Source organism: Streptomyces sennicomposti, assembly GCF_019890635.1.
In the GTDB taxonomy this organism is placed as follows: Bacteria; Actinomycetota; Actinomycetes; order Streptomycetales; family Streptomycetaceae; genus Streptomyces; species Streptomyces sennicomposti.
In genome coordinates this window covers 14,396-30,246 of record NZ_JAIOAB010000026.1, presented here as the reverse complement: position 1 = coordinate 30,246, position 15,851 = coordinate 14,396, and the positions used below count along the sequence as shown (strand labels likewise).

General features: G+C 75.8%; 12 protein-coding genes. 2 read left to right on the top strand and 10 right to left on the bottom strand.

The features are described 5' to 3' along the window. Positions 1-3 precede the first annotated feature (3 nt). Entirely contained in the window at positions 4-408 is a 405-nt protein-coding gene (locus tag K7787_RS16670; protein WP_164388808.1) for a globin, read from the bottom strand. Positions 409-619: 211 nt separating this feature from the next. Between K7787_RS16670 and K7787_RS16665 the strand changes: the two genes are divergently transcribed. Beyond that, positions 620-1,696 carry a methyltransferase domain-containing protein gene (locus K7787_RS16665; protein ID WP_247720966.1) on the top strand — a complete coding sequence of 359 codons (1,077 nt, stop codon included), beginning with the start codon at positions 620-622 and terminating at the stop codon, positions 1,694-1,696. Between the two features lie 175 nt (positions 1,697-1,871). Here K7787_RS16665 and K7787_RS16660 read toward each other — a convergent pair whose 3' ends face one another. The 4 genes from K7787_RS16660 to K7787_RS16645 all read right to left on the bottom strand — a co-directional run bounded on the left by K7787_RS16660 (position 1,872) and on the right by K7787_RS16645 (position 8,906). Further along, a complete protein-coding gene (locus tag K7787_RS16660) occupies positions 1,872-3,482 on the bottom strand; it encodes an FHA domain-containing protein (protein ID WP_223001887.1) in 1,611 nt (536 codons plus the stop codon). 104 nt (positions 3,483-3,586) lie between these two features. Beyond that, positions 3,587-4,933, bottom strand: coding sequence for a vWA domain-containing protein (locus K7787_RS16655; RefSeq protein ID WP_164388256.1), 1,347 nt, complete (start codon positions 4,931-4,933; stop codon positions 3,587-3,589). Positions 4,934-5,078: 145 nt separating this feature from the next. Next, complete coding sequence (locus tag K7787_RS16650; RefSeq protein ID WP_223001886.1) at positions 5,079-6,482, bottom strand: PP2C family protein-serine/threonine phosphatase; 1,404 nt, start codon at positions 6,480-6,482, stop codon at positions 5,079-5,081. 3 nt (positions 6,483-6,485) lie between these two features. After that, complete coding sequence (locus K7787_RS16645; RefSeq protein WP_443742882.1) at positions 6,486-8,906, bottom strand: serine/threonine-protein kinase; 2,421 nt, start codon at positions 8,904-8,906, stop codon at positions 6,486-6,488. Here K7787_RS16645 and K7787_RS32505 point away from each other — a divergent pair. Continuing rightward, positions 8,881-9,195, top strand: coding sequence for a hypothetical protein (locus K7787_RS32505; protein WP_078512030.1), 315 nt, complete (start codon positions 8,881-8,883; stop codon positions 9,193-9,195). The genes K7787_RS16645 and K7787_RS32505 overlap by 26 nt on opposite strands. Position 9,196: 1 nt before the next feature. Here K7787_RS32505 and K7787_RS16640 read toward each other — a convergent pair whose 3' ends face one another. The 5 genes from K7787_RS16640 to K7787_RS16620 form a co-directional block, all read right to left on the bottom strand. After that, positions 9,197-10,519: a hypothetical protein gene (locus K7787_RS16640; RefSeq protein WP_164392193.1), complete on the bottom strand. Its 1,323-nt coding sequence runs from the start codon at positions 10,517-10,519 to the stop codon at positions 9,197-9,199. A 77-nt stretch (positions 10,520-10,596) separates the two neighbouring features. Beyond that, positions 10,597-11,610 carry a glutamate ABC transporter substrate-binding protein gene (locus K7787_RS16635; protein ID WP_169439365.1) on the bottom strand — a complete coding sequence of 338 codons (1,014 nt, stop codon included), beginning with the start codon at positions 11,608-11,610 and terminating at the stop codon, positions 10,597-10,599. A gap of 35 nt (positions 11,611-11,645) precedes the next feature. Then, positions 11,646-13,112, bottom strand: a complete 1,467-nt coding sequence (locus K7787_RS16630) for a GlnX family signal transduction membrane protein (protein ID WP_223001884.1) — start codon at positions 13,110-13,112, stop codon at positions 11,646-11,648. Between the two features lie 505 nt (positions 13,113-13,617). Next, positions 13,618-14,589 (bottom strand): N-acetylglucosamine kinase, encoded by a 972-nt coding sequence (locus K7787_RS16625; RefSeq protein WP_223001883.1) that lies wholly within the window; start codon positions 14,587-14,589, stop codon positions 13,618-13,620. Continuing rightward, positions 14,580-15,845, bottom strand: coding sequence for a 6-phospho-beta-glucosidase (locus K7787_RS16620; protein WP_223001882.1), 1,266 nt, complete (start codon positions 15,843-15,845; stop codon positions 14,580-14,582). The genes K7787_RS16625 and K7787_RS16620 overlap by 10 nt, the downstream gene beginning before the upstream one ends. Positions 15,846-15,851: the final 6 nt, after the last annotated feature.

Genomic DNA, 15,851 nt, shown 5'->3' with positions numbered 1-15,851 from the left:
GGCTCAGTCCGGGGTGTTGATCATCGAGGCCGCCGCGTACGTCAGGTAGTTCCACAGCGTCCGCTCCTGCTCCTCGGGCAGGGCCAGCTCGTCGACGGCCGTGCGCATGTGGCGCAGCCAGGCGTCGTGCGCCGCGCGGTCCACCTTGAACGGCACGTGCCGCATCCGCAGCCGGGGATGGCCGCGCTCCTGGCTGTACGTCGTCGGGCCGCCCCAGTACTGGATCAGGAACAGCCTCAGCCGCTCCTCGGCCGGACCGAGGTCCTCCTCCGGGTACATGGCGCGCAGCTCGGGATCGCCGGCGACCCCCTCGTAGAAGCGGTGGACGAGCCGGCGGAACGTCTCCTCCCCGCCGACCTGCTCGTAGAACGTCTGCTCCGGAAGCGTGCCGCGCCGCATCTCGGTCACGTCTGGTTGCCTCACAATGTCGTGCCGGTCCGCCCCGGGGCCGCTCGGCCGGGGGTCCCGGGGCCGTCCCCCGGGGATTGCAGTACCCGTCCATGGTCTCAGACGGCGGGCGGAGGACTTCCGGCCTACGACCCGCCCACGGCCGCCCGGCGCGTGGCCCGTGGCCGTTTCGGTGCTCGCCTCGCGGCCGATCGCGCCGCACAGTGGAGCCATGGGCGCGCATGCCGACGGCGAGGACGACCGGAACGACCGGGGCGACCGGGGCGACTGGGACGACCAGAACGACGGGACGGGCACGGGCGGCGGCGCAGGCCCGGGCGGCCCGGACCTGGCCGCTCTCGCCGGGCGGGCGCGGGCCGCGCTGGTGCGGGAGATCGACGCGAGCGGGGCGTGGGCGGCCGACCCCGTGTGGCGGGAGGCGTTCGCGGCGGTGCCGCGGCACCTCTTCGTGCCGTACTACTACGTCGCTGTCGCCGGCGGCTACGAACGGCGCTGGGGCGAGAGCCCGGACCCCGTGGCGCGCGAACGCTGGCTGCGCGGCGCCTACCAGGACGCCCCGCTGGCCACCCGGCTGCGCGACGGGGAACTGGTCTCCTCCAGCAGCCAGCCCTCGCTGATGGCCCGCATGCTGGCCGAGCTGCGGGTGACGGACGGCGACCGGGTCCTGGAGATCGGCGCCGGCACCGGCTACAACGCCGCCCTGCTGGCCCGCCGCCTCGGCGACGACGACCTCGTCACCAGCGTCGATCTGGAGCCCGAGATCACCGAGACGGCGCGCACGCACCTCGCGGCGGCCGGATACCGTCCCGTCGTCGTCACCGGCGACGGCGCGCGGGGCGTCCCGGAACGCGCCCCCTTCGACCGGATCATCGCCACCTGCGAGCTGCCCGCCGTCCCGCGCGCCTGGCTCGCCCAGAGCGTCCCGGGCGCCCGCGTCCTGCTGCCGATCGCCACCGGCCTGGCCGTCCTGACCGTACGGGACGCCGCCCACGCGGAGGGCCGGTTCCTGGACACCCCCGCCTACTTCGTCCCGCTGCGCGGCGGCGGCGAGGCCGAGGCGCCGCCGCCGAGCCTGGCCGGGCTGCCCGCGCACGCCCGCGAGGACGAGCTGTTCCGCTTCCTGCTCGCCCTGACCCGCGGCCGGACGGACCCGCGCGAGGCGTACGGCCTGTGGCGGCGGGCGGGACGCCCCGAGCGCGAGCGCTACGGCATCACCGTGCGCGGCGAGCGCGCGTGGGCGTGGCTGGACGACCCGGAGGGGCCGAACGCCTGGCCCCTGCCGGACTGACGGCCCCTGCCGGACTGACGGACACCTGACTGACGGACCCCTGCCCGACTGACGGCCCTCTCCCGGACCGGGGACGCCTCCCGGGCCGACCGGCCGACCGCGGGTGTGTCCTGACCTGCGGACACGCAGCCGGACACGGCCGCCGAGGTGTCGGCGGCCGTGTCCGCGGTCGTGCTCAGCCGCGCCGGATCGTGATCGTCGTCCACGCGCCGACGTGCACCCGGTCGCCGTCCTGGAGCGGCACCGGCACGAAGGGCTGGATGGGCTCCTCGGAGCCGTTGACCGTCGTGCCGTTGGTCGAGTTCTGGTCGACCACCGCCCAGGTGCCGTCGGGCTGCTGGACCAGCACCGCGTGCTGGTGCGAGACGCCCGGGTCCTCCGGCGGCACCGACAGGTCGATGTCGGGGGTGTCGCCGGTGGAGTGCCGGCGGCGGCCGATGGTGACCTGGTTGCCGCTGAGCGTGCGCTGCTGCTCGGGCGAGTACGCGGGCAGGTTCAGCCCCGCGGCCTCGGGACCCGAGCGGTGCATCATCGCCATGAAGTACTCGCGGTCGGGGCCGATCGTCGCCGTCCACGTCGCCGGCTGCTGGGGCTGCTGCCCGAACGCCGGGCCGGCCGGGGCCTGCGTACCGCCGGGCTGCGGGTAGCCGTAGCCGCCCTGACCGCCGGGGCCGCCCTGACCGCCGTGGCCCGTGGACGACGGCGGGGAGAGCACCCAGTCGTCGTCACCGCCGCCGAAGGACGGACCGCCCTGCTGCGGCCGGTTGGTGTCCTGCCCGAACGGGGGCGCGGAGGGCGGACCGGGCTGGTGGAACGCCTGGGGCGCACCGGGGCCGCCCTGGCCGTTCGGGCCACCGGGACCGCCCTGGCCGCCGGGCCCGCCGAAGCCGCCGGGACCACCCGGACCGCTCGGACCACCGGGCCCGCCCTGGCCGCCGGGGCCGCCGAAACCGCCGGGGTTGTTCGGACCGCCGGGACCGCCCTGGCCGCCGAAGCCGCCGGGGTTGTTCGGTCCGCCCTGGCCGCCGGGGCCGCCGAAGCCGCCGGGACCGCCCTGTCCGCCGGGGCCGTTCGGGCCGCCGTGCGGCGGGGGGCCGGGCGGGGGCGGGACCGGGCGCGACGGGTCGCCGAAGCCCGAGGGGCCGGGGGGCGGACCGCCGAAGGGGCCGGGGCCGCCGGGACCGCCGCCGGGGCGGCCCTGTGGGTCGCCGAACGGCGGGATCGGCTCGGCGGGCCGGTTGACCTGCGACGGCCGGGAGCCCTGGTAGTCGAAGGGGTCGCCGCCGCCGAAGGACTGGCCCGGCGCCTGCGGGAACCGCGGACCCGGACCGGAAGGACCACCGGGCCCGCCCGGGCCGCCGGGACCGCCCGGACCACCGGGGCCGGCGCCCGGACCGCCCGGGCCGGGGCCCTGCGGGCGCGGTGCGGCCGGGGTGTACGAGGTGGCCGTGTTCGTCAGGAAGTTCCAGCGGCACTCCTCGCAGAACGGCGCACCGCCCTCGCGGGGCGTGCGGCACTGCGGGCACAGCTCGGGCTGGGCGCCGCCGGGCGCCCCCGGGTGCGTACGGCCGCCGGGCTGGCCGGGACCGCCGAACCCGCCGGGACCGCCGGGCTGACCGGGGCCACCGGGCCCACCGGGTCCGCCCGGACCGGGCGCGGGCGGGAAGCCGTAGCCGCCGACGGGGGGCGGCGGGGGCGGGGGCGGTACGGCACCGGCCATGCGGTGACCGCAGACCTCGCACCAGTCGTCGGAACCCGACTGGTGTCCGTTCGGGCAGGTCGGCATGTCGGCGCTTCCCCCTCTCCTGTTCCGGCCGCTGCGACCGGATTTCTCCCACCCCGAGGGGCCGGGCTCGCTGTCTGACGCGGTCGCCCGCGTCACTTCCTATGTCACTTCTTTACACGAACAGTCTTTGTGGACCGGGTCTCGAGCGTCATCTCGTCGGCCTCCGCGACCTTCGCCTTCAGTCGCACAGTACCTGTCGCCGCGTCGACCACGTCCACCACCTTCGCAAGCAGTTTCGCAGTATCGGCGTTCCCCGAGGCACTCGCGAGCTGCACCGCACGACCCAGTTTGGCCGTCGCTCCGTCGAGATCTCCCGCTTTGCGCAGATCGATGCCCTGCTGGATGACCTGGGCCAGTTCGGCCTGGCCGGTGTAGTGGGCGACCTGCGGACTGATCGCGGTGGAGGCCACCACGTCGTCGGTCCACACGGCCCGTACGAGCCCCTGCGCCCCGAGGTTGTGCACCGAACCGTCCGGTTGCGGCACCACCAGCGACACCCGGGCGGCCAGCATCTCCCGGCCCACGTTCGCGGCGGGGACCTCGACGCACAGGTGGTAGTCGCGGGACTCGTCGCCCCAGGAACCGGTGGGATAGTCCCCGGCGCGCGGCCCCGCCTCGGTGCGGCGGTCGGTCAACTCCTCGACCGTCGGGGCGACTTGCTTGACGAACTTGATGGCGGTGCCGACCGGCGTCCACACCCGCAGGGCGACGTCGGCGACCTCCTTGCCCATCGCCGTCTCCATCATGTGCGTGAAGTCGGCGGCCAGCGCGGCCGGGTCGGCGACGATGTCCGCGGTGCCGAGCAGCGCCGAGGCGATCCCTGTGACTTCTTTCACTTCCCAGTCGGTGCCCACGCCCCGCGCGTCACAGGTGAACCGGCCGGCGCACTCCGTCAGCGCCCGCTGCAGTTCCTCGGGCGACTCGTGCTCGTTGCGGCCGTCGGTGAGCAGGATGCCGTGCCGGATGGCGACGTCCGCCGACGACAGCAGCCGGTCGGCCAGCCGCAGCCAGGTGCCGATGGCCGTGCCGCCGCCCGCGCTCAGCCGGCGCAGCGCCTGCTTGGCCTGGTCGCGGGTGGCGGCGTCGGCGACCGCGACCCGGCCGCCGCCCGGATAGACCTCCGTGGCCACGTGCGTGCCGCCGATCACCGCGAAGCGCACGCCGTCGCGCAGGGTGTCGATCGCGGCGGCCGTCGCCTCGCGGGCGTTGCGCATCTTGGCGGGCGGGTAGTCCATCGAGCCCGAGCAGTCGACCATGACCGCCACCGCCGCGGACGGCGCCTGCCCGGGCGCGTACAGGTGCGGCGCGCCGACCGCGCCGCCGATGGTGCCGCCGCCGGTCGCCGTCACCGTGACGATGGCGTTGACCTCGCGGCCGCCCTCCGGCAGGAACTCGTTCTGGTACACGTCCATCGAGAACCGCGGCGCGCTGGATTTCGCGAAATTGGCCATGGCTTCCCAGATCCCCCTCCGGACACCCCGCCGGGAGCGGGGCTGACGACTGTGAACGGACCGGTCCCCTCCGGCCGTCGGAGCTTTCCCCGTGATGAGGGCGGCCCCCCGGCCGGACTCCCGTCACCGGCCGGGGCCGTGTCCCTCAGGCCGATCCTGCCCCCTGCGAGGGGAGCGGGAACGGCACGAGCGCCACTGTTACGTTGTCGTGGCCCCCGCCGTCCAGGGCGTGGCCGACCAGCACCCTGGCACTGTGCAGCGGACGCGTCCCGGCGTCCAGGGGCAGCACCTGGGCCATCTCCTCCGCCGACTCGGCGTAGTTCCACAGCCCGTCCGTGCAGACCACCACCACGCCGGGCCGGTCCGGCTTGAACGAGGCGGTGTGCGGCTCCAGTTCGTAGGCGTCCGCGCCGAGCCAGCCGGTGATCGCGTGGGCGCGCTCGTCGGCGTACGCCTCCGCCTCGCTCATCAGGCCCGCCGCGACCATCTGCGCGGCCCACGAGTCGTCCTCGGTGAGCCGGGCGGCCGGGGCGGCGCGGTCCACCGGCACCCAGTAGGCGCGGCTGTCGCCGACCCAGCCGACGACCAGCAGCTCGCCGGTGACCACCGCGCCGACCAGGGTGCAGGCCGGCGCGTTCTGGTGCGGGGAGTGCTCGCGGGCGCCCGCGGGTTCCCCGGCCAGCGCGTCGACGGCCTGCGCGGCGGCGACGATCGCCTCGTGCATGGCCTGCTGCGGGTGCGTGCCCCGGGGCAGGGCGGCCAGCAGGAACTCGCTCGCCGTGCGGGACGCGGCGAGCGACGCCTCGTCGGGGCGGGTCGCGGAGGACACGCCGTCACAGACGATGGCGACCGAGGCGGCCGTGCCGTCGGGCAGCGCGGTGCGGCCGAGGCCGAACGCGTCCTCGTTGCGGTGGTGGCGCAGACCCCGGTCGCTGATCGCGGCCACCGGGCCCGATTCCTGCTCCATGTGGTCGCGTTCGCGCGGCTGGGCGTGCCCGCAGTTCTCGCAGTAGCCGTCGCTGTCGACGCGGCCGGCGCGGCACGCCACGCACACCGCGGCGGCCGGGCCGGCGTTCACGTCGGCGTCGGGGGCGGCGGTCTGCGGGGTCTGCCGCGGGTCGGGCGCCTGGGCCGGGTCGGGAGCCTGCAACGGGTACTCCTCGGGCTCCGCCGGCCGGTCGAACCGCACCCCCGCGCCCGGCGGGACCGGGTGCGGGTCGGCGGGCCCCGGCTGGGCGTACGGCGCTTCGGGCCGCGGCTGGGCGTGCGGGGGCGACGGCGGCTCGGCGGGCGGCTGCTGCCGGCCGCGCTGCCAGGCGTCGCCCGGCGTGCCGGGTCCCGCACCGGCGACCGGCGCACCGCCCTCGGCGGGCGCGGCCGGGCGCGGCACCGCGCCGTGACCCATCGTCAGGGTCGGCGTGTCGTGCGACGGCGCGGCGACCGTGGACAGGTCGTATCCGCAGGCGCCGCAGAACCGGTCGTCCGACTCCAGCGGCTCCGCGCAGCTGGGGCAGTTCGACAGGGCGGCCTGCTGGGGCATCTGCGACATCAACTACACCCACGTCCGGGGGCGGTAACGGTTGGCACGTTCCACCAGGTCGATCCTCTCCTTGCCGCCGGGCGCCAGCCGGGCCAGCGCGCGGTACGAGCGCTCCAGTCCGAAGCGGAGTCCCCGCTCGTCCAGCTCGCTGCCGAGCAGCACCCGCCGGGTGGCCGCCTCGGCGGCCCCTCCCCCGGAGAGTATCCAGTCCAGCGCGCAGCCGAGGACCTCCGCCGACAACAGCTCGCGCCGCGCCGGGTCCAGACCGTACGCACGCAGCGCCTCCACCTGTCCGGCGGCGGCCGTCAGATCCTCGACGAACGGCGTGTCGGAGGCGAGCGCCGTACGGTGTCTGAGCCGCGCCCGTACGGCCGCGACGCGCGCCGCCGTGTAGTGGATGGACGCCTCCGGCACCGACTCCAGGGTGCGTACCGCGCCGCGCCGGTCGCCGCCGGCCAGCCGCACCCGGGCCAGCCCGAAGGCGGCGCTGACGTAGCTCGGGTCGGTCTTCCACACCAGGCGGTAGTACTCGGCGGCGTTGTCGAGCTGCCCGAGGACCTCCGCGCACAGGCCGAGCGCCAGCTTGGGCGCGATCTCGCCCGGGAAGGCGTCGTAGAGCGCGTCGAAGGAGAGGGCCGCCCCCTCGTGGTCGCCGGTGACCAAGGAGACCACGCCCCGGTACCAGACCACCCGCCAGTCGTCGGGGTGCCGCTCCTCCAGCGCGCGCAGCACCTCCAGCGCGGTGCCCGGCTCGCCGGTCTCCAGCCGGGCGCGGATCTGGCGCAGCCGGGTCTCGGTGGACTGCGCGGGCGCGGCGGCCAGCGCGTTGATCAGCTCGCCCGGCGCGGACGCCAGCAGGCCCGCGAGGAAACCGGCGTTGGGGTCGGTGGGGTCGACGTGCCGCACGGGCAGGGCGAGCGCGGCGGCGGCCACGTCGACCCGCTTGACGGGCACGGACCCCCCCGGGCCGCCGGGCGCCACTGCGCCGCCGGGCGCTCCCGGAGCCGCCGGAGCCGCCGGACCGCCCGGGGCGCCGACGGCGGCTGGACCGGCCGGGACGCTCGGACCGCCCGGACCGCCCGGACCGCCCGCACCGCCCGCACCGCCCGGGACGGCCGGAGCGGCCGGGGTGCCCGGAGCGGCCGGGGTGGCCGCAACTCCCGGGCCCGAGGCGCCCGGCAGCGGCGCCGGCACCGGCGCGCCTGCTCGCGCCGCGGCCCTTCGCCCCCGTGCCGCGCGCGTCCCCAACCGGGACACGTCGCCCTCCAGCGGGGGGAACAACTCCGTGTCGGTCACCCGGAGTTCGGGGCCGAACAGGGTGGACAGGGCGGGCCGGGCCTGACCGGTCTGGAGGGACACGACCTCCCGCAGCACGCCCGTCAGCTGCTCGGCCATCTCCTGCGCGGAGGCGAACCTGCGGGCCGGGTCCGGGTCGGTGGCCCGCACCAGCAGGCGGTAGAACGACTCGTAGCGCCGGAACACCTCGATGGTGTCCGGGTCCGGCAGGCAGTCGACGTAGACGTTCGTGTAGCCCTGGAAGTCGAACGTGAGGACGGCGAGCGTCCGGCCCACCGTGTACAGGTCGCTGGCCACCGACGGGCCGGCCTCGGCGACCTCCGGCGCCTGGTAGCCGACGGTGCCGTAGATCGCCGACTCGTCGTCGTCCATGCGGCGCACCGCGCCCATGTCGATCAGCTTGAGCTGGTCCTCGGTCTGGATCGCGTTGTCGACCTTGAAGTCGCAGTACAGCAGGTTGCGGCTGTGCAGATGGCCGAGCGCCTCCAGGGCCTCGATGCCGTACGCGCAGGCCTGCTCCACCGGCAGCGGATCGCGCCGACCGTCCTGCGTGCGACGGGAGTTGGCGATCTCCTTGAGCGACTTGCCGCCGACGTACTCCATGACGATGTAGCCGTCGAGGGAGCCGGTGCGCTGGTCCAGGTGCTCCACGAAGTTGTAGATCCGCACGATGTTGGCGTGCTCGATCTCCGCGAGGAAGCGCCGCTCGGAGATCGCCGCGGCCATCGCGTCCTGGTCGCCGGTGTCCAGCAGGCCCTTGAGCACCACCCACCGGTCGGACACCGCCCGGTCCACGGCCAGGTAGATCCAGCCGAGCCCGCCGTGCGCGAGACAGCCCACCACCTCGTACTGCCCGTGCACGATGTCCCCGGCGCGCAGCTTGGGCACGAACGAGTACGGGTGGCCGCACTTGGTGCAGAAGCCCTCCGTGCGGCCCGGCCGCTCGCCGCGCGCCCGGCCGACCGGCGCCCCGCAGTCCGAGCGGGAGCAGAACCGCTTGCGCTCGGGCACCTCCGGATCGTCCAGCACCATCGAGTGCGGGTCGGGGCGCGGCACCTGCGGCACCCGCACCAGGCCCGCGCCGAGCCGGCCGCGCGCCGAGGAGCCCGCCGTGGAGCCGGAGCTGCGCACCGACACCGAACGCCCCGTGGAGCGGCCCGACAGCGAGCGCGAGAGCCGCCCCGACACCGAGCGGCGCGAGCGCGACGACTGCGACGAGGTGCGCGAACTGCCCGTGCGCGCGCTGGAACTGCCCGTCGAACCGGCCGCCTCGCCGCCGCCGGTGACCCCGGTGGGCGGCGAGGTCACCATCCCGCTCGCCGACACCACCGGCGCCAGACCGCACGTGTCGCAGTACAGTTCGCCGCCGCCGACGTCCTCGTACGCGCCCTCGCAGTCCGGCCGCTGGCACGTCTGCCCCGCCTGACTCATGACTCACCCCCGCCGTCACCGTCCTGGGGACCGCCCTGACGCGGCACCCGTGCGGCGCCGAGCAGTTCGGCCACCGCCTGCTGGTAGCGCAGCACCGCCTGCTCGGCCACCCGCAGATCGCACGGCGCGCTCCACAGCATGCGCCGCGCCGCGTCGTACCGCTCGACCAGCAGCGGGTCCTCCGCCAGGCCGTGCCGGGCCACCTTCGCCTTGTACGCGTCCAGCCGGCCGCGCAGCTCGGCGCGGACCGCCAGCGGCGCGGTGACCGCCGTCAGCGACTCGCGTGCGCGCAGCAGTTCGTCCTCCGCCTTCTGCTCCAGCGACTCCAGCAGCGGCGACAGGCGGTGCCACTGGGCCTGCCTGCGGTACTCGGCGGCCGCCGCCAGCTGCTCCTGGAGCGCGGTCGGCGGGCCGCTGACCACCGGCACCTCGGTGGCGGCGATCTTCGCCAGCACCTCGCCGCGCGCGGTGCGCGCCTCGGCCAGCGTGCGGTCGGCGCGCGAGAGCAGGTCGCGCAGCTTGATCAGCCGCTGCTCGGCGTCCTGGCGCACCCCGAGCACCGCGTCGATCTCCCGGCGCACCTCCTCCAGCGCGCGCGCCTCCCGGTCGTAGACCGTGGTGTCGGGGCGGCCGCCGCCGGGCGCCGAACTGCCCTGCGCCGGGATCCAGTAGGCGAGCGGGTCGGAGACCACCTCCTCGCGCAGCCGGGTCAGGGTGCGGGTGATGCGCTCCAGGTCGTCGCCGGCCGGGTGCTCGCCGGGGCGGACGCCCACCGAGTGCGCCAGGCGCCGGGTGCGCTGGAGTTCCGCGGCGAGTAAATCGATCCGGGCGGGCAGCGCCGACCACACCGCGTCGGCGGCGACCACCATGTCCAGACCGGCCGCGTACAGCTCGTTCATCCGGTCCACCAGGGCGGCCAGCGTGAAGGTGTGGGTGAGCCGGGCGGCGCCCTCGGCGTGCGGCGCGCCCGCGGCGGCGTCGGCGACCGTCACCGACTCGCCGCGCAGCAGCTCGGTCAGCTCCACCAGGTCCTCGCGGCTGGACCAGCGGCGGCGGGCGCGGATCTCACGGGCGGTGCGCAGCGCGGCCGTGTACGCGTCGAAGTAGGTCCACAGCAGCGTTATCGACGCCTCCGTGGCCGCCCAGCGCTCCCGGGTGACGCCGGTCAGCTCGGCGCCCTCCAGCAGTCTGCGGCCCGCGTGGTCCTGCAGGGCCAGGAGCGAGGTCTCGATCGCCTCGTGCTCCGCGCCGAGCCGCGCCAGCGCACGGTCCACCTCGTCCCGGTCGAGCACCGGCCCGGCGGGGTCCGTGCCGCCCATCGATCACCTCTCGCTGCTCTTCGTGTTCCGTCGGTCAGGCGCCGGCCGCGGGCCGTGTCACCGGTACGCGGGCCGTGTCACCGGTAGGCGGGGGCCGGCGGGGTCGCCGACTCGGATCTCCCGCCCAGCGTCGGGGACAGCCACTTGTCGTACGACGCCTTCCAGCCCCCGTCCTTGCGGTACTGGTCGAGTATTCGGTTGACCTGGCGGACCAGGTCGTCGGCGCCCAACTTCATCGCGACGCCGTAGTACTCCTTGGTGAAGGTGCCGCCCTTGAGCTGCACCGTCGGGTCCTGCGCGGCCTGGCTGGCGGCGAGCGCGCCGTCGGTCACCACCGCGTCCACCTCGCCCAGTTGCAGCCGCACCAGGCAGTCCAGCTGGTTGGGGACGGTGGTGCCGATGTCGGTGGAGGCGGGCAGCGTGCCGTTCTTCCGGTCGGCGGACAGATGGTCGTAGGCGGTGGAGCCGGTCGCCGAGCAGACCCGCTTGCCCGCCAGCGACTTGTCGTAGCCGGTGATCGCCGAGGTGCGCGGGGCGAGGACCTGCTGGCCGGTGAGGAAGTAGGGCGCGGAGAACGCCACCTGGTCCAGCCGGTCGCAGGTGATGGTCATGGTGCGCACCACCATGTCCACCCGGCCGCTGCGGATCGCGTTGACGCGCTCGTTGGTGGGGATGGCCCGGAACTGCACCTTGTCGCCGTCGCCGAGGATGTCCTTCGCGATGCGGTGCGCGAGGTCGATGTCGAAGCCCTCCAGCGCGCCGGAGGCGTTGTTCGGGTTGCGGTAGCCCCAGCGGTAGCTGTTCTGGTCGACGCCGACCGAGAGGTAGCCGCGCTGCCTGATGGCGGCCACGGTGGGGCCGTCGGCGGCGGACGGGGCCAGGCTGCGGTTCTGCGCGTCGGCGTCCGTGCAGTCGCCGGCCCTGGCCTGCACGCCCTTCGCCGTCCCGGGGCCGCCCGCGGCGGGGGCGGCGCCGTGCGACTGGGTGCGCGGGAGCAGCAGGACGAACGCCAGCGCCAGTGCGCACACGGCCGCCATCGCCCCGACGCCGCCCCAGCCCCGCAGGCCGGCCCGCAGTCGTCGAACTCGCATGCTCACGCCTCCTTCCACCCTTGCCCTGTCCCCTCTCACCGGTACTCCGACAGCCTGCGGCCGATGCCGAGCAGGGCGCCGGCCGCGCCGAGCACCGCGAGGGCGGCGGCGCCCGCGGGCAGCCCGGTCATGGCGCTGCGCCCGTCCTCGGCGGCCTGCCGGAACTCGCCCGTCTCGTGGGTGAGCGCCTTGGCCAGCGAGGCGTCGACGTTGTCGAAGCACTCGGCGGTGGCCTGGTCCTCGGCGCCGGTGCCGATGACCCGGTCGCGGGCCTTCTGGTAGTCGCCGGAGTCGTCGGCCTGGCGGGCCTCGGTGTGCCGGGCGATCCAGACCTTCATCGAGTCGTTCGCCACCCGCACCGGGTCGCGGCCCGCCGCATCGTCGGCGAGGGCGCCCGCCTGGTCGAGGGTCTTGCCGAGGGCGCGGATCTCCTGGTCGTAGGCCCAGTCGTAGGCGTCCATGACGGTGCCGTCGGGCAGCGTCTTGGTCTCCGCGCCGCGGCTGACCAGGGTGAGGTTCTCGTCGCTGCGCGCCTTCAGGGAGGCGATCCGGGCGTCGTGCAGCACGTTCAGCGAGCGCACGCCGTGCTCGTAGGAGCCGTCGAGGCCCGCGCGGGCGACGCTGTGGCCGACCACCAGCCACAGCAGGACGACGGCGCAGGCGGCGGTGGCGGCGGTCAGGCCGTGGTTCAGCACGCGGTTGGTGCGCCGGTACTCGCGCCGCTGCGCCCAGGCGAGGGCGGCCAGGGCGAGGACGCCGAGGGCGATCGCCGCCCACGGGTAGGGCGTCGCGTCCGCGTAGTCGGAGCGCAGCCGCTGGTTCTCCTTCTGGTACAGGTCCTCGGCGGCCGGCAGCATCTGGTTCTGCATCGTGGTGTTGGCGGTGCGCAGGTAGGCGCCGCCGACGGGGAAGCCCTGGCGGTTGTTGGCGCGGGCGGTCTCCACCAGGCCCTTGTAGCGCGGCAGCAGTTCGTTGAGCTTGGCGATGGTGGCCGCGGAGGGGGAGTCGGGGGCGGAGTTGGCGGCGGCGGTGACGAGTTTGGCGGCGGCCGTGCGCACGTCCGCCTCGTAGCGCTCGCGGGTGGCGGTCGTCTCCTGGAGCCCGGCCAGATAGCCGCCGGCCGCCATGGTGTTGGCGTCGGCGAGGGAGCGGTAGATGTCGGCGGCGTCGGAGCTGAGCGGCTGGCTGCTGTGCAGGACGTCGTCGGCGGCGCCCGCCCGGTCCGTGGTCTGCCAGGCGGTGACGGCGCCGAACGCGATGACGAGGAGGGCCAGTACGGCGCCGATGGCGCGCAGCCGGCCCGGTTCGGTGACGGCGGCGGCGCGCAGCCGGTCGATGCCCTCGGCGAACGCGGTGCGGCGCGGGGACGCCGGGACAGGGGCGGGTGCGGGGGCGGCCGGGTGCGGCGCTCCGGCCGGCGGGCCGGGCTGCGGCGGCACGGCCGGGATCGTGGGCAGGGCGCGGCCCGGCGCCGCCGCGCCGCCGTTCGGCGAGTGTGTCACTGCTGACCTCCCCCGTGGTCATCCGTCGCCGCAAGTATCCCTGTCGGCACCGACATCCGCACCGGCTTCACTCGATCTTGATTCGATCGCAGCGCGGCCGCCGCGCGGTGACCGGTGCGGTGGGTGCGGGCTCGTGTGCCGCACGATCCCCTGCCCATGTATACGCCGGGGGGAACGGTTCGGTTCCACCGCGGACCCGAAGGCCTTCCCGGAACGGGTCGTCGGCCTTGCCGGACGGCCGGACCGACAAGCGTCCCGGACGACTTCGCCGTGCCCCGGGGAGTCGTCGCCGACGGCGCCCGGCCGGGGAGGGCGTCAGGGACGTCCGCTCGTGGGCGCGCGCGGACCGCGCCGAGCCGGCCGGTCCGCCGCACGACGCCGTGGCGGCCTGGCCGGCCTCGTCCTGGCCGCCCTCGTCCGGCCGCCCTCGTCCGGCCGTTCGAGCGGGTGAACCACCGCCGGCGGAAGGGCCCGGTCGCGGCCCCGCTCGCCGTGCGCGGGGCCGTCAACCCTCGTAGTACGCCCGCACCCGCTCCTGGACCTCCGGGGCGGCGCCCACGTGGTCCAGGCCCAGCAGGGCCGCGCCGAGCACCGGCGGCGCCGTCACCACGCGGGGCGCCGCGTTCGGCGCGCGCTCGGCGAGCAGGCGGCGGACGCCGTCGTCCAGCTGCGGATGGCGGGCGGCCAGGACGCTGCCGCCGAGCAGCACCGGCGTCTTGTCGGCCAGCAGGTCCAGCCGGGTCAGCGCGACCGCCGCCATGGCCACCACCTCCTCGGCCAGCCGGTCCACGATCGAGCGGGCGACGGTGTCGCCCTCGGCCGCCGTGCGGAACAGCACGGGCGTCAGCTCGTGCCGGCGGCGCAGCTCCACGTGCTCCAGGTGCAGCGCCTCGATCAGCGCGTACATGGAGTCGAGGCCGAAGTGGCCGGGCAGGGTGCGGGCCAGCGCCGTCGGCTCGCCGCGGCCGTCCTCGGCGCGCGCGGCGTGCCACAGCGCCTCCTCCGCCAGGGCCCAGCCGCCGCCCCAGTCGCCGGAGATCCGGCCGATCGCCGGGAAGCGCGCGGTGCGGCCGTCGGGGCGCATACCGACGCAGTTGATGCCGGCCCCGCACACCACCGCCACCCCGCGCGGCTCGGCCACCCCGGCCCGCAGGATCGCGAACGTGTCGTTGCGGACCTCCACCCGCGCGCCCCACGCGCGCGCGTGCAGCGCGGCCGCCAACCGCTCCTCCTCCACCGGGAGATCGGCGTTGGCCAGACACGCCGAGACATGCGCGACGGAGGTGACCCCGGCCGCCGCGTACGCCCGGCCGACCGCGTCCGCCAGGACGTCCACCGCCGTCTCGACGCCCACGGTCGGGGGCCGGAAGCCGCCGCCGCGGGCCGTGGCCAGGACGGCGCCGTCGGCCGCCACGACCGCGACGTCGGTCTTGCTGTTGCCCGCGTCGATGGCGAGGACGCTTGCGGTCAGGCCCACGCGAGGTGCTCCCGGTTGTGTGCGATCAGCTGGTCGGTGAGGGTCTCGGCGTAGGCGTACTGGCCGATCAGGGGGTGGGCGAGCAGCGCCTCGAAGACCCGCTCCCGGCCGCCGCGCAGCGCCGCGTCCAGGGCGAGTTCCTCGTACGCCGTCACGTTCGCCACCAGTCCCGCGTACAGCGGGTCCAGCGGGGCGACGGGCAGCGGGACCGCGCCGTTCGCGCCGACCGCCGCCTGCACCTCGATCACCGCGTCGTCCGGCAGGAAGGGCAGCGTGCCCCGGTTGAGCGTGTTGACGACCTGGTACGGGCTGCCGGCGCCGCCGAGCAGGGCCGCGGCGAGGTCCACGGCGGCCTCCGAGTAGAAGGCGCCGCCGCGCTGGGCGAGCAGCGCCGGCTTCTCCGCCAGCTCCGGGTCGCCGTACATCGTCAGCAGCTCCCGCTCCATGGCGGCGACCCGCGCGGCCCGCGACGGCCCCTCGCGCAGCTCCTCCACCACCTGGTCGTGGGCGTAGTAGTAGCGCAGGTAGTAGGAGGGGACGACGCCGAGGCGGTCCAGGAGGGGGCGGGGCAGGTGCAGGTCCCCGGCGATCCGCTCGCCGTGCTCGGCCAGCAGCCGCGGCAGCACGTCCTCGCCCTCGGGGCCGCCCAGGCGCACCCCGGTCTCCCAGGTGAGGTGGTTGAGGCCCACGTGGTCGAGGTGGACCTCGTGCGGGGCCACGTCCAGCAGGGCGGCGAACTTGCGCTGGAAGCCGATCGCCACGTTGCACAGGCCCACCGCGCGGTGCCCGGCCTGGAGGAGGGCGCGGGTGACGATGCCGACCGGGTTGGTGAAGTCGATGATCCAGGCGTCCGGGTTGGCGCGGCGCACCCGTTCGGCGATGTCCAGGACGACGGGCACGGTGCGCAGCGCCTTGGCGAGGCCGCCCGCTCCGGTGGTCTCCTGGCCGACGCAGCCGCACTCCAGCGGCCAGGTCTCGTCCTGCTGCCGGGCCGCCTGGCCGCCGACGCGCAGCTGGAGCAGCACGGCGTCGGCGCCGGCCACGCCCGCGTCCAGGTCGGCGGTGGTGGTGATCCGGCCGGGGTGGCCCTGCTTGGCGAAGATCCGCCGGGCCAGGCCGCCGACCAGCTCCAGCCGGTCGGCCGCCGGGTCCACCAGGACCAGTTCCTCGACGGGGAGGGTGTCCCTGAGGCGGGCGAAGCCGTCGATGAGTTCGGGCGTGTAGGTCGAACCGCCGCCGACCACGGTGAGTTTCACTGTCGT